This is a genomic window from Acinetobacter sp. 226-1 (assembly GCF_030329325.1).
In the GTDB taxonomy this organism is placed as follows: domain Bacteria; phylum Pseudomonadota; class Gammaproteobacteria; order Pseudomonadales; family Moraxellaceae; genus Acinetobacter; species Acinetobacter sichuanensis.
The window spans coordinates 1-18,317 of the sequence record NZ_JACANU010000016.1 but is presented as its reverse complement, the minus strand read 5'-3'; the positions used below and the strand labels follow the sequence as shown (position 1 = coordinate 18,317).

At 37.4% G+C, this 18,317-nt stretch carries 19 protein-coding genes and 1 pseudogene; 8 read left to right on the top strand and 12 right to left on the bottom strand.

Going from position 1 to position 18,317, the window contains the following annotated elements:
- Window positions 1–4: 4 nt before the first annotated feature.
- The 5 genes from HX124_RS16080 (at window position 5) to HX124_RS16060 (ending at window position 5,122) form a co-directional block, all read left to right on the top strand.
- Complete coding sequence (locus tag HX124_RS16080; protein ID WP_286384071.1) at window positions 5–802, top strand: enoyl-CoA hydratase/isomerase family protein; 798 nt, start codon at window positions 5–7, stop codon at window positions 800–802.
- A 10-nt stretch (window positions 803–812) separates the two neighbouring features.
- Complete coding sequence (locus HX124_RS16075) at window positions 813–2,807, top strand: acetyl/propionyl/methylcrotonyl-CoA carboxylase subunit alpha (protein ID WP_286384072.1); 1,995 nt, start codon at window positions 813–815, stop codon at window positions 2,805–2,807.
- A complete protein-coding gene (locus tag HX124_RS16070; RefSeq protein ID WP_286384074.1) occupies window positions 2,804–3,721 on the top strand; it encodes a hydroxymethylglutaryl-CoA lyase in 918 nt (305 codons plus the stop codon). The genes HX124_RS16075 and HX124_RS16070 overlap by 4 nt, the downstream gene beginning before the upstream one ends.
- 62 nt (window positions 3,722–3,783) lie before the next feature.
- Window positions 3,784–4,488: a CoA transferase subunit A gene (locus tag HX124_RS16065; RefSeq protein WP_286384075.1), complete on the top strand. Its 705-nt coding sequence runs from the start codon at window positions 3,784–3,786 to the stop codon at window positions 4,486–4,488.
- Between the two features lie 4 nt (window positions 4,489–4,492).
- Complete coding sequence (locus HX124_RS16060) at window positions 4,493–5,122, top strand: 3-oxoacid CoA-transferase subunit B (RefSeq protein WP_286384076.1); 630 nt, start codon at window positions 4,493–4,495, stop codon at window positions 5,120–5,122.
- A gap of 225 nt (window positions 5,123–5,347) precedes the next feature.
- Here the strand turns inward: HX124_RS16060 and HX124_RS16055 are convergent, their stop codons facing one another.
- A complete protein-coding gene (locus tag HX124_RS16055; RefSeq protein ID WP_286384078.1) occupies window positions 5,348–6,505 on the bottom strand; it encodes an MFS transporter in 1,158 nt (385 codons plus the stop codon).
- A 415-nt stretch (window positions 6,506–6,920) separates the two neighbouring features.
- Window positions 6,921–9,119, bottom strand: coding sequence for a TonB-dependent receptor (locus HX124_RS16050; protein WP_502872839.1), 2,199 nt, complete (start codon window positions 9,117–9,119; stop codon window positions 6,921–6,923).
- 523 nt (window positions 9,120–9,642) lie between these two features.
- Between HX124_RS16050 and HX124_RS16045 the strand changes: the two genes are divergently transcribed.
- Window positions 9,643–10,344 (top strand): VIT1/CCC1 transporter family protein, encoded by a 702-nt coding sequence (locus tag HX124_RS16045; RefSeq protein ID WP_286384079.1) that lies wholly within the window; start codon window positions 9,643–9,645, stop codon window positions 10,342–10,344.
- 142 nt (window positions 10,345–10,486) lie between these two features.
- Here the strand turns inward: HX124_RS16045 and HX124_RS16040 are convergent, their stop codons facing one another.
- Together HX124_RS16040 and HX124_RS16035 are read right to left on the bottom strand one after the other, a co-directional pair.
- A complete protein-coding gene (locus HX124_RS16040) occupies window positions 10,487–11,239 on the bottom strand; it encodes an NlpC/P60 family protein (RefSeq protein WP_286384080.1) in 753 nt (250 codons plus the stop codon).
- On the bottom strand, window positions 11,223–11,366 hold the full coding sequence (locus tag HX124_RS16035; RefSeq protein WP_286384081.1) for a hypothetical protein: 144 nt from the start codon (window positions 11,364–11,366) through the stop codon (window positions 11,223–11,225). Before HX124_RS16035 ends, HX124_RS16040 begins: the two co-directional genes overlap by 17 nt.
- Here HX124_RS16035 and HX124_RS16030 point away from each other — a divergent pair.
- Together HX124_RS16030 and HX124_RS16025 are read left to right on the top strand one after the other, a co-directional pair.
- On the top strand, window positions 11,365–11,505 hold the full coding sequence (locus HX124_RS16030; RefSeq protein WP_286384082.1) for a hypothetical protein: 141 nt from the start codon (window positions 11,365–11,367) through the stop codon (window positions 11,503–11,505). The two genes, HX124_RS16035 and HX124_RS16030, sit on opposite strands and share 2 nt — an antisense overlap.
- Window positions 11,506–11,518: 13 nt before the next feature.
- A complete protein-coding gene (locus tag HX124_RS16025) occupies window positions 11,519–11,695 on the top strand; it encodes a phage protein Gp36 family protein (RefSeq protein WP_353619697.1) in 177 nt (58 codons plus the stop codon).
- Window positions 11,696–11,794: 99 nt separating this feature from the next.
- On the opposite strand, the gene HX124_RS16020 is transcribed toward HX124_RS16025, so the two are convergent.
- The 8 genes and pseudogenes from HX124_RS16020 to HX124_RS15985 all read right to left on the bottom strand — a co-directional run bounded on the left by HX124_RS16020 (window position 11,795) and on the right by HX124_RS15985 (window position 18,073).
- Entirely contained in the window at window positions 11,795–13,471 is a 1,677-nt protein-coding gene (locus HX124_RS16020) for a terminase large subunit (RefSeq protein WP_286377389.1), read from the bottom strand.
- A pseudogene (locus HX124_RS18165) lies at window positions 13,468–13,973 on the bottom strand (DUF2280 domain-containing protein). The gene HX124_RS16020 and the pseudogene HX124_RS18165 overlap by 4 nt, the downstream one beginning before the upstream one ends.
- A gap of 58 nt (window positions 13,974–14,031) precedes the next feature.
- Window positions 14,032–14,670: a putative metallopeptidase gene (locus HX124_RS16010; protein WP_286384083.1), complete on the bottom strand. Its 639-nt coding sequence runs from the start codon at window positions 14,668–14,670 to the stop codon at window positions 14,032–14,034.
- A gap of 335 nt (window positions 14,671–15,005) precedes the next feature.
- Window positions 15,006–15,230, bottom strand: coding sequence for a hypothetical protein (locus HX124_RS16005; protein ID WP_286384084.1), 225 nt, complete (start codon window positions 15,228–15,230; stop codon window positions 15,006–15,008).
- A gap of 119 nt (window positions 15,231–15,349) precedes the next feature.
- The gene (locus tag HX124_RS16000) at window positions 15,350–15,760 is read right to left on the bottom strand and encodes a hypothetical protein (protein ID WP_286384085.1); all 411 of its coding nucleotides are present in this window, start codon (window positions 15,758–15,760) and stop codon (window positions 15,350–15,352) included.
- A gap of 345 nt (window positions 15,761–16,105) precedes the next feature.
- Window positions 16,106–16,276: a hypothetical protein gene (locus HX124_RS15995; RefSeq protein ID WP_286384086.1), complete on the bottom strand. Its 171-nt coding sequence runs from the start codon at window positions 16,274–16,276 to the stop codon at window positions 16,106–16,108.
- A gap of 100 nt (window positions 16,277–16,376) precedes the next feature.
- Window positions 16,377–16,613: a hypothetical protein gene (locus HX124_RS15990; RefSeq protein ID WP_286384087.1), complete on the bottom strand. Its 237-nt coding sequence runs from the start codon at window positions 16,611–16,613 to the stop codon at window positions 16,377–16,379.
- A gap of 1,103 nt (window positions 16,614–17,716) precedes the next feature.
- The gene (locus tag HX124_RS15985; protein WP_107010143.1) at window positions 17,717–18,073 is read right to left on the bottom strand and encodes a roadblock/LC7 domain-containing protein; all 357 of its coding nucleotides are present in this window, start codon (window positions 18,071–18,073) and stop codon (window positions 17,717–17,719) included.
- Window positions 18,074–18,317: the final 244 nt, after the last annotated feature.

Genomic DNA, 18,317 nt, shown 5'->3' with positions numbered 1-18,317 from the left:
CAAAATGTATTTTCAATATTTACAACTCGAACAACAACAGCAAGTTGCAACGGTTTGGATCAATCGTGCTGAACTCCACAATGCTTTTAATACCCAAGTCATTGAAGAATTAAACCAATGTTTTCAGCATTTAAATACACGTGATGACATTCGCGTGGTGGTTTTAGCAGGTCGTGGTAAAAGCTTTTCTGCGGGTGCTGATCTGAATTGGATGAAACAAGCAGGTGAAGCCTCACAAGCGGACAATGAAGCTGATGCTTTAAAATTGGCAAAAATGCTACAAAGCTTAGCGACGTTAAAACAACCGACCATTGCACGTGTACAAGGTGTCGCGTTTGGTGGTGGCATGGGCTTAGCCTCTGCGTGTGATATGTGTATCGCCAGTACTGATGCAAAATTTGCAACCTCAGAAGTGCGCTTGGGTCTAGCGCCTTCCACCATTAGCCCTTATGTGATTCGTGCCATTGGCGCACGTCAAGCATCACGCTATTTCCTCACCGCTGAACGTATTACTGCGGAGCAAGGCAAAGCGATTGGTTTAGTGCATGAAGTGACCACACCTGAAACTTTAGATGAAAAAATAAATGAAATTGTAGGCACATTATTGTTGGGTGGACCACAAGCTCAAGCTGCTTCAAAGCAACTGATTCAAATGGTCAGCCAAGAAAGTTTAACCGAAGATTTACTCGTTCAAACTGCTCAGCATATCGCACATGTACGTCAGGGTGCTGAAGCGAAAAATGGATTACAGGCGTTTTTAAATAAACAAAGCCCTGAATGGATTACAAACAGTACAGAATAAGGACAATACCATGTTTGAAAAGATTTTAATTGCCAATCGTGGCGAAATTGCTTGCCGTGTCATTCGTACTGCAAAAAAATTAGGCATTGCAACGGTAGCGGTATATTCAGATGCAGATGCCAACTCACAGCATGTCAAACAAGCAGATGAAGCAGTTTATATTGGTGAATCCCCTGCTTCACAAAGTTATTTACAAGTCGATCGGATCATTCAAGCGGCGTTAGATACGGGTGCGCAAGCGATCCATCCCGGTTATGGTTTCTTGTCTGAAAATGATCAATTTGCCCTTGCCTGTGAAAAAAATAATATTGTGTTTATTGGACCACCTGTTGCTGCAATTTTGGCAATGGGGCTTAAAGCGACTTCAAAAGCCTTGATGGAAAAAGCAGGTGTGCCTTTAACACCGGGCTATCATGGCAGCAACCAAGATGCAGCATTTTTAAAACAACAAGCCGATGGTATTGGCTACCCTGTTTTGATTAAAGCCAGTGCAGGTGGTGGTGGTAAAGGCATGCGTTTAGTTGAGCGTGAAGCTGACTTTTTAGATGCGCTGTCTTCGTGTAAAAATGAAGCAAAATCGAGCTTTGGTAATGATGAAGTTTTAGTGGAACGTTATGTAGTAAATCCGCGTCACGTCGAAGTGCAAGTCTTTGGCGACTCACACGGCAACTATGTGCATTTATTTGAACGTGATTGTTCTGTACAACGTCGTCACCAAAAAGTACTTGAAGAAGCCCCTGCACCAAATATTGCTGAAGAAAAACTGGAAGCAATGCGTAAAGCTGCGATTGATGCAGCAAGTGCAGTAAATTATGTTGGTGCAGGAACAGTTGAATTCATCGTTGAACAAGATGGTACAGCCTATTTCATGGAAATGAATACCCGTCTTCAAGTTGAACATCCTGTTACTGAAATGATCACAGGGCAAGACTTGGTTGAGTGGCAACTGCGTGTTGCTAGTGGTGAACCATTACCCAAATTACAACATGAACTCAGCATCAACGGTCATGCCATCGAAGCGCGAATCTATGCCGAAGAACCTGAAAAAGGTTATCTCCCTGCGATTGGAAAAATCCGCTACCTACATTATCCCGCACAAAATGAACATGTTCGTGTTGATAGCGGCATTGTGCAAGGTGATGAAATCACCACTTATTATGACCCGATGATTTCTAAACTGATCGTATGGGGTAAAAACCGTGATGAAGCCTTAGTCCAAATGCATCATGCACTTGGGCATTTCCATGTTGAAGGTTTGGGCAATAACATTGCATTTTTAGATCGCATCATTCGTTGCGATTCATTTAAAAATGCAGACTTAGACACCAACTTAATTCAACGTGAAGATGAATTTTTGTTTAAAAATATTCGCACTGCGGATACCAATTTAATCATCATCGCAGCATTTACCGAGCTTTTAAACCGATTTAAAGCCAATAAAACCGCAAATAATCCTGTTTGGCAAAATCAATCCATTTGGCGTTTGAACCAAGCCAACCGCTACCCTGTCAAATTTAACTTGGCTGGGCATGAAATTGTGATCCATTTCCGCCCCGTCGCTGATCAATTCATTGCAGAATATCAAGATTTACAACTACAAATCTCGGGTCAATTACTCAATGAAAATACAGTACACATCGACCTCAATGGTCTGAAGCAAAAAATTGCTTTTAGCCGTAATGAACAAGCTTTGACGGTATTTTCAAATGCACAAAATTATATTTTTGAACATATTCAGCCAAAAATCAGCAATGAAGACAGCTCAAGCAATGAAAGTAATTTAAAAGCACCGATGCCGGGGGTGATTACCAAAGTCTTAGTGTCTGCGAAAGATCAAGTGAAAAAGGATGATATTTTACTGACACTTGAAGCGATGAAAATCGAATATACCATTCGTGCACCACAAGACGGCGTGATTGCAGCAGCCTATTTCCAAGCGGGCGATCAAGTCAAAGCGGGTGATGAATTGGTTGAATTTGAATTACTCACGGAGAATGTTGCATGACTTTAGCACACGACAACTTCGTGAAAATCGTTGAAGTCGGTCCTCGTGACGGACTACAAAACGAAAAAACACCTTTGACACTTGAACAACGTAAAGCCTTAATTTTAAACTTAATGCAAACAGGACTGACTTCAATTGAAGTCGGCTCTTGTGTCTCAGCAAAATGGGTCCCGCAAATGGCAAATAGCGACCAGCTCTTTGCCGACTTGCCGAAAGATCCTAATATTGGCTTTAGCTTACTCACGCCTAATCTTAAAGGTTTTGAAGCTGCGCTTGCGGTTGGCTGCCAAGAAGTTGCTGTCTTTACTGCGGCTTCTGAAAGTTTTACCCGTAAAAATATCAACTGCTCAATTGATGAAAGCTTTGAAAAATTTGCTGATGTTTTAGCCGCAGCCAAAGCCAACAACGTCAAAGTTCGTGGCTATGTATCATGTATCGTTGACTGCCCTTATGAAGGTACGATAGACCCGAAACAAGTGGCTTATGTCAGTAAACGTTTGTATGACATGGGTTGTTATGAAGTTTCCTTAGGTGAAACCATCGGCACAGCCACACCTGATCGTGTTAAAAAAGTCTGGGGCGCGTGTCTTGCTGAGTTAGACGCAAAAGTACTTGCAGGACATTTCCACAATACCTATGGCATGGCGATTGCCAATATTTATCAGTCTCTTGAACAAGGCATTCGAGTTTTTGACTCCTCAATCGCAGGTTTAGGGGGTTGCCCTTATGCCAAAGGTGCGTCAGGCAATGTGTCAACTGAAGACCTATATTATTTACTGTCGAAAATGGGCTTTGAAACAGGAATCAATCTTGATGCACTCATGCAAGCAAGTCGAAATATCAGCCAAGTTTTAAATCGACAAAATCCTTCAAACTATGCCAATGCCTATTGGCAAACCCAATGTGCTTCATGATATAAACCATACATAAGTGCAAGAAAAATTAATGGAATAAGATCGTAATAACAAGGTGAAATATGCTTAGTAAAGTTTATGCAAATGCAACGGATGCATTACAAGACATTGTCCAAGATGGACAAACTTTAGCCGTTGGCGGTTTTGGTCTCTGTGGTCTGCCTGAAGCTTTAATTTCAGCATTAAAGGCAACAGGTGTCAAAGACCTGACATGTATTTCCAATAACGCAGGTGTGGATGGTTTTGGTCTTGGTTTATTGTTAGAAACTAAACAAATCAAAAAAATGATTGCATCTTATGTTGGTGAAAACAAAGAGTTTGAACGTCAGTTTTTAAATGGTGAATTAGAAGTTGAACTAACACCTCAAGGAACATTGGCAGAAAAACTCCGTGCAGGTGGTGCAGGTATTCCTGCTTTTTACACCCAAGCAGGTGTTGGCACTTTGGTTGCTGAAGGCAAAGAAGTCCGTAATTTTAAGGGTAAAGATCATATTTTAGAAGAATCCCTCACTGCGGATATTGCTCTTGTCAAAGCCTATAAAACGGATAAAGCAGGTAATTTAATTTTCCGTAAAACAGCGCGTAATTTTAATCCTGACTGTGCCACCGCAGGGAAAATCACCGTGGTTGAAGTGGAACATTTAGTTGAAGTCGGTGAGCTTGATCCAGATCATGTGCATCTGCCGGGAATTTATGTACATCGTATTATTGTCAATGCACAGCCTGAAAAGCGTATTGAACAATTGACATTAAAATCAGAGGGATAAGGTCATGGCTTGGACACGCAATGAAATGGCACAACGTGCTGCACAAGAACTTGAAAATGGTTTTTATGTCAATTTAGGGATTGGATTACCAACCCTTGTTGCAAACTATATTCCTGAAAATATGGATGTTTGGCTACAGTCTGAAAATGGTTTACTCGGTATCGGCGAGTTTCCAACAGAAGAAACTGTGGATGCAGATCTCATCAATGCAGGTAAGCAAACCGTCACGGCACGTTCTGGCGCAGCATTTTTTGCGAGTTCAGAATCATTTGCCATGATTCGTGGTGGCAAAGTCAATATTGCGATTTTGGGTGCAATGGAAGTTTCTGAAACAGGTGACCTTGCCAACTGGATGATTCCCGGCAAAAAAGTCAAAGGTATGGGCGGGGCTATGGACTTGGTTGCAGGTGTCCAAAAAGTTGTGGTGTTAATGGAGCACTGCGCCAAAGATGGCTCGCCTAAAATCGTTAAAAACTGCGAGTTACCTTTGACTGGAAAAGGCGTAGTTGACCGTATTATTTCTGATTTAGGCGTTTTTGATGTGACAGAACAAGGAATTAAATTGGTTGAGCTGGCTGAAGGTATCAATTTTGAAGACGTGCAAAAAGTCACAGGTGTGTCAATTCTTCATTAAAGTTCTCATACAAATATGGCAGTGATTAAAAATTTTATATTTTTTAATCATGTTTATACTGAGTTTAATGACTTAAATTGACTTGTATCAAGCGATTCAAATCTAGTTATCTCTAAACATAGACCCAGTATATATTCTCATACTGGGTCTATTAAAAATCTAATCAGAAATAATCATCCCCTCAATCCACATTCCTTCATAGACTATTAATTTATAATCATATTTTCATATTTCTTGTACTTTACTCGGTAACCAATGAACAAAAATGAAACCGAATAGCGTTATACATCCTGCAAAAATAAAAATCCATTCTCCAGAAAATTGCTGCCAATAATGTCCTGCTAAAATACTACCGCTAGCAACACCAAGTCCCCACATGGTGCTATATAATGCCTGCCCTCGCCCTTGTTGTCCTAGGCTAAAATTTTGAAAAATAATACGCATTGCCAATACATGAAATAAACCAAAACTAAAAGCATGTAATGTTTGTGGAAGAAATTGCATCAAAAAACTTTCAGGAAATGTACCTACCAATACAAAACGAATTCCTGTCATTAACAAACATAAACTGACCAAAACGCGCCAAGAAAACCGTTTAAGAAAAAATGTGGCATATGCAAACATTATGATTTCAGCAATTACCCCAACTGACCATAAAAATCCAATTTCAGTTGTACTAAAACCAGCTTGTTTTAAATAATTACTATAAAAACTATAAAATGGCGCTTGAGCAAAAAGCATAACGAATTCGATGCTAAAAAAAGCCCAAACGATAGGACGCTTTAAAATAGGCAATAAAGGTTCTAACTTTTTTTGCGCTTGTGGTGCATGTTTTGGCTCATGAATGGTAAAAGACCACAGAAATGCAGTAAATGCTATACATAACAACATGATGGGTAACATTGAAATTGTGACTATTTCAAGTAATGCACCAATACTAAATACACCAACGATAAAACCCACCGATCCCCATTTTCTGACTTTGCCATACAGCTCAGCTCTACGCTCTCCCAACCAAAATAATGTCACACCTTCAAATTGAGCTAAAATAGCATTTTGGAAAAAACTAAAAATAAGCATCAATAACGCAACAGACTGAAAGTTATTAGGAATAATAAAAATTAGTAACCAAATAACAGCTTCCATCCATGTTGCTAGTCTAACCAATAACATCCTTTTGCCTGACTTATCAGCAATCCACCCCCAAATAAATGGGGCAAAAAAACGAGTAATAATTGCAATAGAGGACAGAAGACCAATTTCATTAAAGCTAAAACCCTGATTTTGCAGGTATAAGCTCCAATAAGGCATGAATGTTCCAACAATTGAATAATAGAAAAAATAAAAAGCACCTAGTTTGTGTTGGATTGGAATTGGTTGCATTCAGTTGTAAACCTTTGTATTTACAATTAGTTATAAAAAGTAATAGTTGCATATGTATGCATTTAAATGTAGTGGATTGCAATTCAACAATCTACAAATCAGTCTACAAATTAGAAAATAATAAAATTATTTATTTTTTGTAGATTGCTCAATAAGCATACAAAAACAATCACTTTTGGATAGCGAGCTTATTATAGTTAAAATATTTACTGATTTTTGCTTTTATTCAAAATCAAATCTAAGTCACAACCGACTTGCTATAACCCTATCTCAGACAGTGAAACTGAGAGAAGTGTCAATAATAAATTGGGGTCATGTTGTCAATTAATGAAAACAAAAGAAAGAAAATAATAAAAACCGCAAAAAGCGGTTTTTATTTTCAGATAATCAATTATCTAGGCACTTAACTTTAATTTTAAAAATAATAATTTAGCTTAAATAAGTAATTCCTTGGGGTACCTGGCATCGAACCTGACCGCCAGTACTCCTTATCGGTTAAATTATTTACAGCAACAGTAGCACCCCATGCTTTATCTTTGTAACCTAATGCAGCATCTATACGTGTCCAATCTGGCATTTCTGTTGTGTTTTCATCTGAAGTGTAATATGACCCCATATAAGTTGCGCCAATTTCACCATATATTTTTTTGGTCGGTAAGTAACGAACAAATAGGTTTCCTGTATGTTTTGAAACATTGCGTAAATAATTTCCAACAAGTTTAGGCTCTACTTTATCTTCGTTAATTTTCGCATCTGTATACCCATATCCACCGCGCACATAAATATTATTGACCAACCTACCAATGAAACTAAACTCTGCTCCCTTAGACTCATGCTCACCCACAACAACATAAGGAGAGTTATCATCATCCGGATCTTCATGATCACGTATATTATGTTTTTTAATATGAAAAGCAGACAATTGCGTATTCAATCTTTTATTAAGCCAATCACTTTTTATACCAACTTCATATTGATCATTATATTGTGGCTCATAGTTGAAAGCAGCTAAGTCTGCTGTTGCTGATACAGCACTCACTCCCATGCTTCCACCAAAAGGGGCAAAACTTTTGCTATAAGAAGCATATAAGCTGTGAGCAGGAACTGGTTGCCAAACAAAACCTATATTTGGACTGAATGTCTCATTTTCTACAGTTTTAGATTGCCCATAAGCAGATGAGCTTGCAAGCTTATTGGTTGTTTTTGCTTCATAGTAATCATACCTTCCACCGATCATCATTTTTATTTGATCATTAAAACTAATGAGATCTTGTAGGAATATCCCGTAGTTTGTACCCTCATTATAGTTATGAGACGTAATAACGTGTCCATTGCCGCGGTTACTAAAACGATCACCTGTTAATGGATTAACAAAACCATAAATAAGAGATCCATCTTGATTTTTATTAGATAATAGTGGCTCGCGCTGTTCGTAAGTCCAATCCGTACCAATTAAAATATTATGTCTAATTGATCCTGTGTTAAATTCACCAGTAACATCCCACGTATTGGAAGTGGTCTTATTTGTTGTTTGTTGCCAATAATAAATTTGGTTGACATACCCTTTATAACACCCTTTGTCTGTAGAGGTTGGTGTCTTATCAGAAGTACACATTGATCCAGCATAAAAATGATCAAAATTTTGTTCCGCTTCACGATGACTTAAAGCCCAATGAAACTTCCAATCTGGTGCGAATTCATATTTAACATCTGTTCTCGCTGTTTTTAAAATATCCTCAACATAATCCCCAGATTGTGCAAACCCCATTTTAGTGGAGGTCCCTTTAGGTAAATTTTCATAAGACGGACCACGATCAGGAATACGGTTTAAATCATCATAAGCAAATTCTGTTGTCCATAACAGTTTCTCATCATCACTTCGATAAGTAAAACTTGGTGATATCATTTCTTCTTTTGTGCCAATACCGTCACGAAAGCTATTTGTATCTGATTTTTCACCAACTAATCGTACTGCCCAGTTATCATTTAGAACTTTATTAATATCAACTGTGCTGCCAACATTTTCATAAGAGCCGGCATATACCCCCATCGTACTAGGTGATTCAAAGTTAGCGAATTTAGTGACCATGTTTATAACACCACCACCACCACTACGACCATATAAAACAGAGGCTGGACCTTTTAAAATTTCGATGCGCTCTACGTTAGCAGTACTACGTCTTACTTGACCACTTTCACGAATACCATCTCGATAAATATCACCAGAATCGGCACTAAATCCACGCAGCATAATCCCATCCCCCCTCATATCATAAGATGTTGATACGCCTGGTGTGCCTTGTAACATTACACTTAAATCATTTGCTCCATAGAGCTTATATTTTGATACATCGATTGTATCAATCGTTTGGGGGATATCCTTTTTATCTAGACCATTTCGAGTAACATTTGCTTGTTTATAATCTACATAGGTTTTGACTGGGTCACCTTCAGCCATTGCCTGCATTACAATAGTTGGAAGTGTTGCATATATTGCATCCTCATTTACTTCAGAATTAGCTTTTGCTGAAGAAACAAAAAGAAAGCCCGTAGAAAGCATCATTAAAGGTAGTTTTTTCTTTGCGTAAAACACACAAACACCAATGTTAATAATAATCATTATTAATTATATTAACACTTAAAACAAAATGACAATAATTTATTACAAAATAATCTTCTTATTCGTGAATTTTTCTATATGTCTTTCCATATGGTCTATAATTTTCAGACAAGCTAGGAAAGACTGGTAAATAGCTTTTTTGCATTTAAAATTAAAGGTTGATCACAGTACACTCCCTCTAATATTAAGTATTACGAGATAGTGAAAGTTTTTAATTCTTATCTCAAAATTAATTTTTATTGCTGTTTTTTGCAAAACTACTACATTTAGATTATTAGTCATTCCAAAATTATTCCTGACTATTTTTCACTCAAATTAGTTATAAAAGTTAGGACTAACTTTGTTAATGATTGATGAAAACGTCAAAACACACAACTATAACAACTATCTATTGTTCTAAAAATCATCATAAAATTTAAAAAAAACACAGTTTAATAGTCGGATGCTTACCGCTCAATTAAGGTTTTGTCATCCTATATTGACTACAATCATGTGGATAACAGCAAGAGAGTTTATTGTGCACCATTCTTATCATATCGAAAAACATTATATTGAACGTGCTGGATGGTTACGTGCAGCAGTACTGGGGGCAAATGACGGAATTATTTCAGTGACCAGTCTAGTGGTAGGCATTGCAGCCAGTGGTGCATCTACCCATACCCTACTAGTGACCTGTATCGCTGGATTGATTTCTGGAGCTATATCAATGGCTGCGGGTGAATATATTTCGGTTAAATCCCAGCAAGACATTGAGCAGAATGATCTGGAGATGGAACAACGTGAACTGCAACGCCATCCCGAACATGAATTAAATGAATTAAAAAATATTTATATACAACGCGGATTGCAACCCACTTTAGCTGAAGAAGTTGCCCGTCAGCTCACCGCACATAATGCTTTAGATGCCCATGCTCGTGATGAAATTGGTATTTTAGATCATACCTCTGCCCAGCCTTTTCGCGCTGCTTTTTCTTCAGCCACTGCTTTTACAGTCGGCTCACTCTTTCCTTTAGTTTCCATTATATTACTGCCTGAGCAATACTTAGAGAAAGGCGTGATGGTGATTGGAGTATTAAGTCTTGGCATTATGGGTGCACTGGCCAGTTATGCAGGGGGAGCTAGCATTTGGAGAGGCTCAATCCGAGTGATGCTTTGGGGTATTATCGCGATGCTACTTAGTTCTTGGATTGGATCATTATTCAATGTGAGCGTAGCATAAGAGCGTTTTTTGTATTACTCCGAAGGATTTCCTTCTAGCTATTATGCCTGTTTGTTGTCATAAATTTAGTCCCCACTTGTTTTTAAATGGGGCTAAGTTAAGGCTTATTTAAAGGTGCACATATAATGGTTGTCAATTTACATCATAATTCACTCACCTTAATTGCACTCACTCCACTTAGTACCGCCAAATCATAACGAGACTCAGCAGGTCGGCTCGTTTTACCATACCAACGAAATTCTTGAAAATCTGAATCACTGTATAAGGCATAAGAGACAGCATTGCCTTGATTCCCACCTAGGCAGACTAATTTTTTAGTTTTTTGATCACGACCTACAACAAAGCAAACATGACCACCGCCCTTGCGAGTTTTAATTGCAACACATCCGTAGGCAGGCTTTGCGAGTTTAAATCCGTAGTTCACATAATCAAGTGCGCGGTACCAATGCTTTGGATATTTTACACCTGCCACTTTTAAGCAATGAGCAACAAATGTTCCACACCATGGCGTTTCATCATCAGTGAACCAACCGCCTAAGCTTTTAATCCATCCCAAAATAGTTTTGTTATGTTGCTTACCTACAATTTCACGTAAACCAACATGTTTTTTCGCTTCAATCATCCACGCCAAATCATTTGAATTTTGCGGTGTGGCTAAAAGGCTATTAACGCCATTTAGCTGCGGTGCATGTAGCTCTGGTTGATAGATCTTCTTGCCGATCAAGCCAAGCAATGGAATTACAATTCCAACAACTACGGCTTCATGCTGTTTTGGAATGAGCTGAAAATCTAATGCCCATTGCAACAATGGAATTAGTACAAGCATAAAAAAAGCTCCCAACATTGGGAGCTTCACTGACAAATATTGCCATGGGTTTTCATTGATTAATTTCATGTTTTAACTCACTTTTTAAATTCTTCATTCGTTGTTTGTATTTAGCTTCACACATTTCAATTTCATGTAGCTCTTGTTCACGCTTGTCTTTACGTTTTTGAAATTGGCGATTTGATAGGAAGTTCATGAAGCTAATAATTAAGCCTGCTAAACCAATAACCACTGAGAATGCTGAGCTAAAAGCCAAAGTGACAGAGCTTGAAAAGTCGCTTGCTGCATCTGAAAAGAAACTCGCTGCTGAAATTAAAAAGACAGCAGCATCTTAAAAATAGGTGATCTATGTACGCCACCCGAAGTGATTTAGAAACACGTTTCGGGGAAGGGGAAATGCAGCAATTAGAAATAATGCAAACAGTGAGCAATTCCATTGAAGAAGCTTTGCAAGATGCATCAGAAGAAATTGATAGCTATATTGCTGTGCGTTACAAGCTCCCTTTGACGACCAAAATTAACTAAAAAACGCGTTACAGCTTCTTGAGAATATAAACTTCCACTCGACAAAGCCTTTTTTGACGCTTTGCCTTTATTTGACTTTGCCATGTATTTACCTATGAATTAAAAAACTCGACTACCTGCACCTGCAGGTTTAAGACCCTTACGCCCTTGAACCCCACTAAAACAGATCATCACACTGTCTGCTCGGTTTGGGGATGAGGCACCATCAGGTTGTTTATTGACTAGAATCTTACCTGCGCCATTTTTTGTGTATGTAGGTTGTGACAGCTCAGTTGTTAAGGCTTCTAATTCAGCCTTTGGCAAATCTTCACTGGACAATGAAATAATCGAATCAGGATCAAACTCCATTCCCTTAAGCGCACGATACGTGTTCTGGAATCGTAAACGGAGTGACCACCATGCTTGCGCTTTCAAGTTTGCAAAGAAATCAATATTCTTTCGCGCTTCAACCATTTCCTCATCTGGCTCAAATACAGAACCTGAACCCCTAAATGGATCCACATCAATCTCAGGAATACCTTTTTCTTGATTGAGCTCATTGATCACACGCGCATCACCTCGACATCCAGCACCCAACCCATCAGCATCGTAAAGAAAATGATCTAAATTACGCTCAAGACTAATATCAATCGCTTTTTGCGTAGTTCCAAATATGTCATCCCCAACACCTGACCATGTAGCTAAATACTGCAAGACAATACCGTGACGATCAGCAAATGAATTCTTATCTTTACCTTCATCTGCAACATCGAGACCACCTATACGTTCACCCGATGGTTGAATTTTAAGTTTAATATGCGCATCAATTGCGGCTTGAACCCAAGCACTTGGAATCAACACGCCTTCTACAGATGCAGCATAGTTAATATCAACTTCTTGCGCTAAAACCACATCATCTAATGTGGCTAATTGCTTTTCATACCACGGATGAATAACCTTCCCACTATATTCCACAGTCCAATTTTTATCTGGATTAGCTCGCCAAGGCATTGTGAACACGGAATAACGACCACTGAAACGATCTCGATAGAATCGATCACCAATACCATTCGGAGTAGATCCTTTAATGTGTACGTTCGTATTCTGTGATATTGCTGCATCTACTGCTTCTTGACGTTCTACGAATGCCCATTCATCAAGGAAGTACATTGTGGTACGTCCACCACGACCAATGTTATCGCCAGCCTCACCTGTGATGGTTGCACCATTGTCTGGGTTAATGATTCGCATATAGTTGTCATGAACTTTTTCGACAAACTTTTTAGGCTTTATCCAATCTGGCATTTTTGAGAACATGTCACGGAACTTATGAAATAGGGTTTTAGGATCTCCCTTCTTATCCACGAGTTCTTCTTTACGACTTCCCACACCACCTGCAAAACCTTCGACAAACAACCAACGATGTAGGAAAAAACCTAAAACAACGTAAGACATTCCCTCATCACGGCTTTTTTCAATTAAGCCATGTGTCTGCGTGTTCTCACGCTCCAACAACCAATCGACTAACTCGACTTGCTTAGGGCGCAGTACAAATGGAATATTTGCAGGTAAGCCAAATGCCATACCACGTGGATCGTATGTCCAGATCCACTGATTAAACCAATGCACAGGATCATTCTTGCATTTATACACCTCAGCCTCTTGGCTCAACTCGCATTGCTCAATTAAAGCCTTGTAGTAATAGCGCCGTGTCATTTCAGCTACAACTTCAGGCAAACGCGTGTTCATCGTCCAATCTTTAATGAGTGGTGCGATTTCTTCTAATGCATAAGTCATAACTTACCTGTAATCGCTAAACGTGAAAGCTCTTGTGGTGTCATGTTGGCGAGTTCATCTGGTGTGTATTTTGGTAGAGATTGTTTTTGTTCAGTCTCGGTTTTTATTGCACCACCATTTGCGCCAGTATGTTCCTGCCGTGTAACTCGCCCATCTGTTTCTTGAAAAGCTTGTTTTAGTAAATTCTGCTTAAGTCGCTTATTCCTACCAGACCAGAGTCGTCATACATCCCTTGAAGTTCTTTCAGTCGGAATGCTTTATTCGCAATCGCAATATCTTCAATATTTTCTCTAAAGTCTGTTCGAGTTCGCTCAAATAGATCCTTTAATTTTTTACTCAGGTTTCGACCTGCATATTTGGTCGGATCGTAATTTTCACATTGCTGTCTTTCAATTTCTAACCCAAATCTTTGCTTGACAGCATCAGCTACTTGTTGAGGGGTTTCAAAGCAAGCAAGAGACTGAACTATAAAGATTTTTACAGGCTCTTTAAGTGCTGCCATAAACTCACCTTTGTCATGCTACGTCAAGCAAGATTGCCAAAAAAAAGAGCCTCTCAGCTCAAATCACACATGTCCCACAACACTTGGAAATATCAACATCAGGAACAAACGGTGCATTCTTGGTGATTTCGACCAAACGCTTAACTGATTCATTCGCGCCCCAACGTCTGACCACACCAAAGAACTCTTCAACGTCGTGACCAGCTAAATAATGTTTAGGTAAACCTGTTATATCACTGTAGAGCATTTCACCATCTTCATCGCGTTCTACACCAATGTGATAAAGCTCATGATCCAGTAGCGCGCAAAAGTTACGGTCATTACTATTTTCACAATAACTCGCATCAATCGTAATTAAATACGTCGGTACAAAACCATACCAGTCCCGCATCTGTTGTTCTTGTCGTGCTTTCTTCCATCCACCAACATTAAACATCACCTTTTCACATTGACCCAATACCATACGTTTTTTAGATTGAGCCGCAGATGATGCCCAAGCAAATGCTAAGAATTCATCATTGTCGTGAAGTAGCTCAGCAATGTGATCATGGTCAGGATTATGTAACGCGCCGCCAATGGTAAGAAAGTTTTTAACAACCCAATCTTTTAGATCTGGTGCAGGTGCCAAACGGATTATTTCTTCTTCCTCAGCTTGATCAAGTAGTTCTGTTGGTGGGAATGGTCTGATCTGTTCCATTTAAATACCTATGGGTAAATAACATCTAAAATTTAGAAAATGAAAATAGATGAACTAAAACCAAACAATCCCATATTGTTTTTAATGATTTGTAAACCACTAATTTATAATAAATAGTTATTTGACTTTAAGATATTGATTAAAAATCAATTCACTAGCTAAAACCAACCAAACGACTCTGTTTTATATTATAAAACAAACACTTAGTTGCTATTTTATTTATTATGAATATACTCAATGCCAATAACTATTAAAAATAATGAGCACACCTACTTATTCTTTTATTGGGGGAAATTTGGGGAAAAGAATTTGTAGGTGTGTTTTACAATACTAAACTATCCTTTTAACCTATCTAGATAATTCTTTATTTTTTCATTTGCTTCTAGATGATTTAAATTATCTGCAATCCAAAATATATATAATTCTTTATCTACCTTTAATACAGATCTCGCATATGTAGTTGCTCTACCTGTAATTTTATCTTTTGCAAGAAAATATCCTCTTTCTTCATTTTTAAGTAATTTACTACCATGCCAACAACCACCAATGCATATATTCATCTTACTACCCTCAATTAAATTATTATAAAGTACTAACAATCAATCCTGACCATTTTACTATGGTTTATATAGTGTGTTAATACAAAGAATCGATATTTTATTATTGTCAAAGAAGTTACTTAAATTTCTAAAGATTGCAATCTCTCTAACTGCATCTTAATCAAACGAATCACATAACCTGATTCAACTGTATGTGGATCAAATCGTTCAATCGTATAACCCATGTTTTCAGCGAGTTCATATTTATTAAATGCGTTTGCAATCTTCTTCCCACCACGACCCACTGACCATGGGCTACCCACAATTTCAATAAGAAGATTGACCTTCACAATATAGAAATCGAATCGCCAATTTTTAGTAGATTCAAATTGAAATTTTCTTCGATAACCAATGTTATTTTCTTCTAATTCTTGGAATAAGGTTTCTTCAGCTTCTAAATATTTTTGTGTTGCTTTTGGTAATGGGCGAGTTTTGGATTTAGGTTTTAATGGTTGCTTCTTGGTTAATGAGGTGTATTCGGAAGTTTCCATAAATTTAGCCCATAAAAAAACCTACAATTTGGTAGAAAATTGTAGGTATAAAAGCTGCATACATAAGTAATTTGGGGAATTACTTATGCAATTTCTATGCTACCTGAATTTAATTCTATGCAAAGTATTTTTCTGTAAATTTTATCCAAAAAAGAAGCCCTCCATTACTGAAGGGCTGTCCTCCCTGATCTTTTGCGCTGATTCAGGCTGTTGTTTTGCAAAGCAATATTACCATTAATAGAAAAAAATACATTCACATTTTATATCAATCATCAGCAATAAAAAAATAAAGCCACCAAATTTAAGCTCTTTAAAACCACATGATTAAATTAAGTTAAAAGTATATTATTTTTTGGATTCAATGCATTTCTGCTTTAATTTTTCTACAGCATCAAAAGGCATTGGTGCAGTCATCATCATACGATAATTCATACATTCAAATGTTTCTTTAATTTCCTGCTTTTGATAACTTACACATCCTGACAAAAGCATTATAGAGACTACCAAATACTTCATTGCTTAACCCTAAGTTTTACCAACCTTTAGTTTAAATAAATTTTTTTAATAATATGTTAATGTTTTACATACCATATATGAATCTAAACCTTTATAAACTTTAAATGTTAGTAGAGTTTTTTAACCCAGCTAAATAGACTTCTATTTTCTGATTGATCTCCACATGACTTAAGTTATCTGCAACCCAAAAAACTTGTGGATTATTCATCCAAATGACCTCAAATCTTCTATATCTTGTAGGCTTACTGGTAGCTCTATCTTTTGCTAAAAAATAATTCGTTTTTTGATCTACCAGCAATTTACTACCATGCCAGCATCCCCCTATACATATATTCATATATATCACCATAATTAGTATTATTATTTTTTAATATATAGCAGAAAATTTAATAAAAAATCCAAAAAAAACGGGAGAAATTATACATATAAAATTGAATAAATCATGGAGTAGTAAGCCTATCCCGATCACACTAAATTAAGTTAGAATTTCGAACTTGTGACCATCCGCTTAGAAGGCGGATGCTCTATCCACTGAGCTAATGGCGCGTTAAAAGGATGTAGTAATCTGCCACACCCTTGCCTTTGATTTTGATATTAATCAGCTCGGCAACTGATCTACCGCTACTCACAATCACACCAACCTAACATGCACGGTTTGCTTTACTTGCTTTCAATCCTCTTTAGTTCGGGACGCCACTCCCTATTCTAGGTTTTTACTCGAAGGCATGTTCTACTGGTCGGCATCCCAGTAGGAATAGGTTGTCTTTTCATAGACAACAAAATAGCCCACCTTTCGATGAGCTATTGTACGTAAATTAATTTACCTTACCACATAGGTAAATTCCCGATCATATACACCATTGTTGTAAGTGCTAGATACATAAACACAAAAAACAAGAAAGCTATAGATTTATTAAGCATTTTATCTCCCCCCTTTTTTTGTTGTTTCTTTTTTATACAAAAATAAAAGAAAAATAACAACTATTATTTATATTCTTTTATATCAGTTTATTACAGATAAAAAAATACCCATATCATCAGGAATATGGGTACATAAATTCTAATAAAAATACTTGTTCTTGAGCAGAGTTACTAAACAAAGAACAAGTAGTAAACTAACGCTCCTGGCCAAACAGAAGACTACGGCGGTTAGCGCCCCCGTGACGTTGTACACATACTACTCGCCTATTCCGAGCTGTCAATCTTGCATCATTATCATTTAACTGATGGTACTAAGCGGATGACTATAAATGCGCCCACTATTGCAAATAATGGTAAGTGTCTCGTACCTGTACGTCAAGCATTATTATAATCAAATATAAATCAACATTAATATAATTAAAGCTGTCAAATTCAAAACCCTTAAATAGCACGAAATCGATCAAATTAGAGTCGATCCAATAAAAAAACTACCCGAAGGTAGTTTTTTATTTCTAAATTTTATGAAAAATCTAATTCTTTTTCAAAACGCTTTAACTCATGACGGGCCATCGCTAAATTTGCCTTTTGACGATCTAAAACAAGATATAAAAATAATGTATCGTTCGTTTCAAGTGGACGAATCAGATGGTATTGCTTACCCAAAGTAATCAAAATATCATCAATATGATCATTTAAACCTAAAGATTTTGCTACTCGGCGCTTAGCACGAACTACTTCTGTATTTCCAGCTGCAGCAAGCTCCAAATCCAAGCCTGAACCTGTAGAAGCCAAAGTTAAGCCACTCTCACTATCAACAAGCGCACCAACCATAAAACCATCAATATTATTTAAAGCTTCCAAGCTTAATTTAGCCATTATTAATAACCCCTTATAGAACAAACAAGAATAAAAGCTTATTTTAAATAAGTTTTTATTTGAACATAAACCAAACTATAACTACATTTGATTACAATATTATTATAATCAAACACTAATAAATTAAGCAATTAAATATTATGTAAGGGTCGTCACTTTATCCCAGACAACAAAAAAGCCCACTAAAAAGTGAGCTCCACTCGTCTATTCCGAGCTGTCAACAAATTCGCAATTAAAACCATAA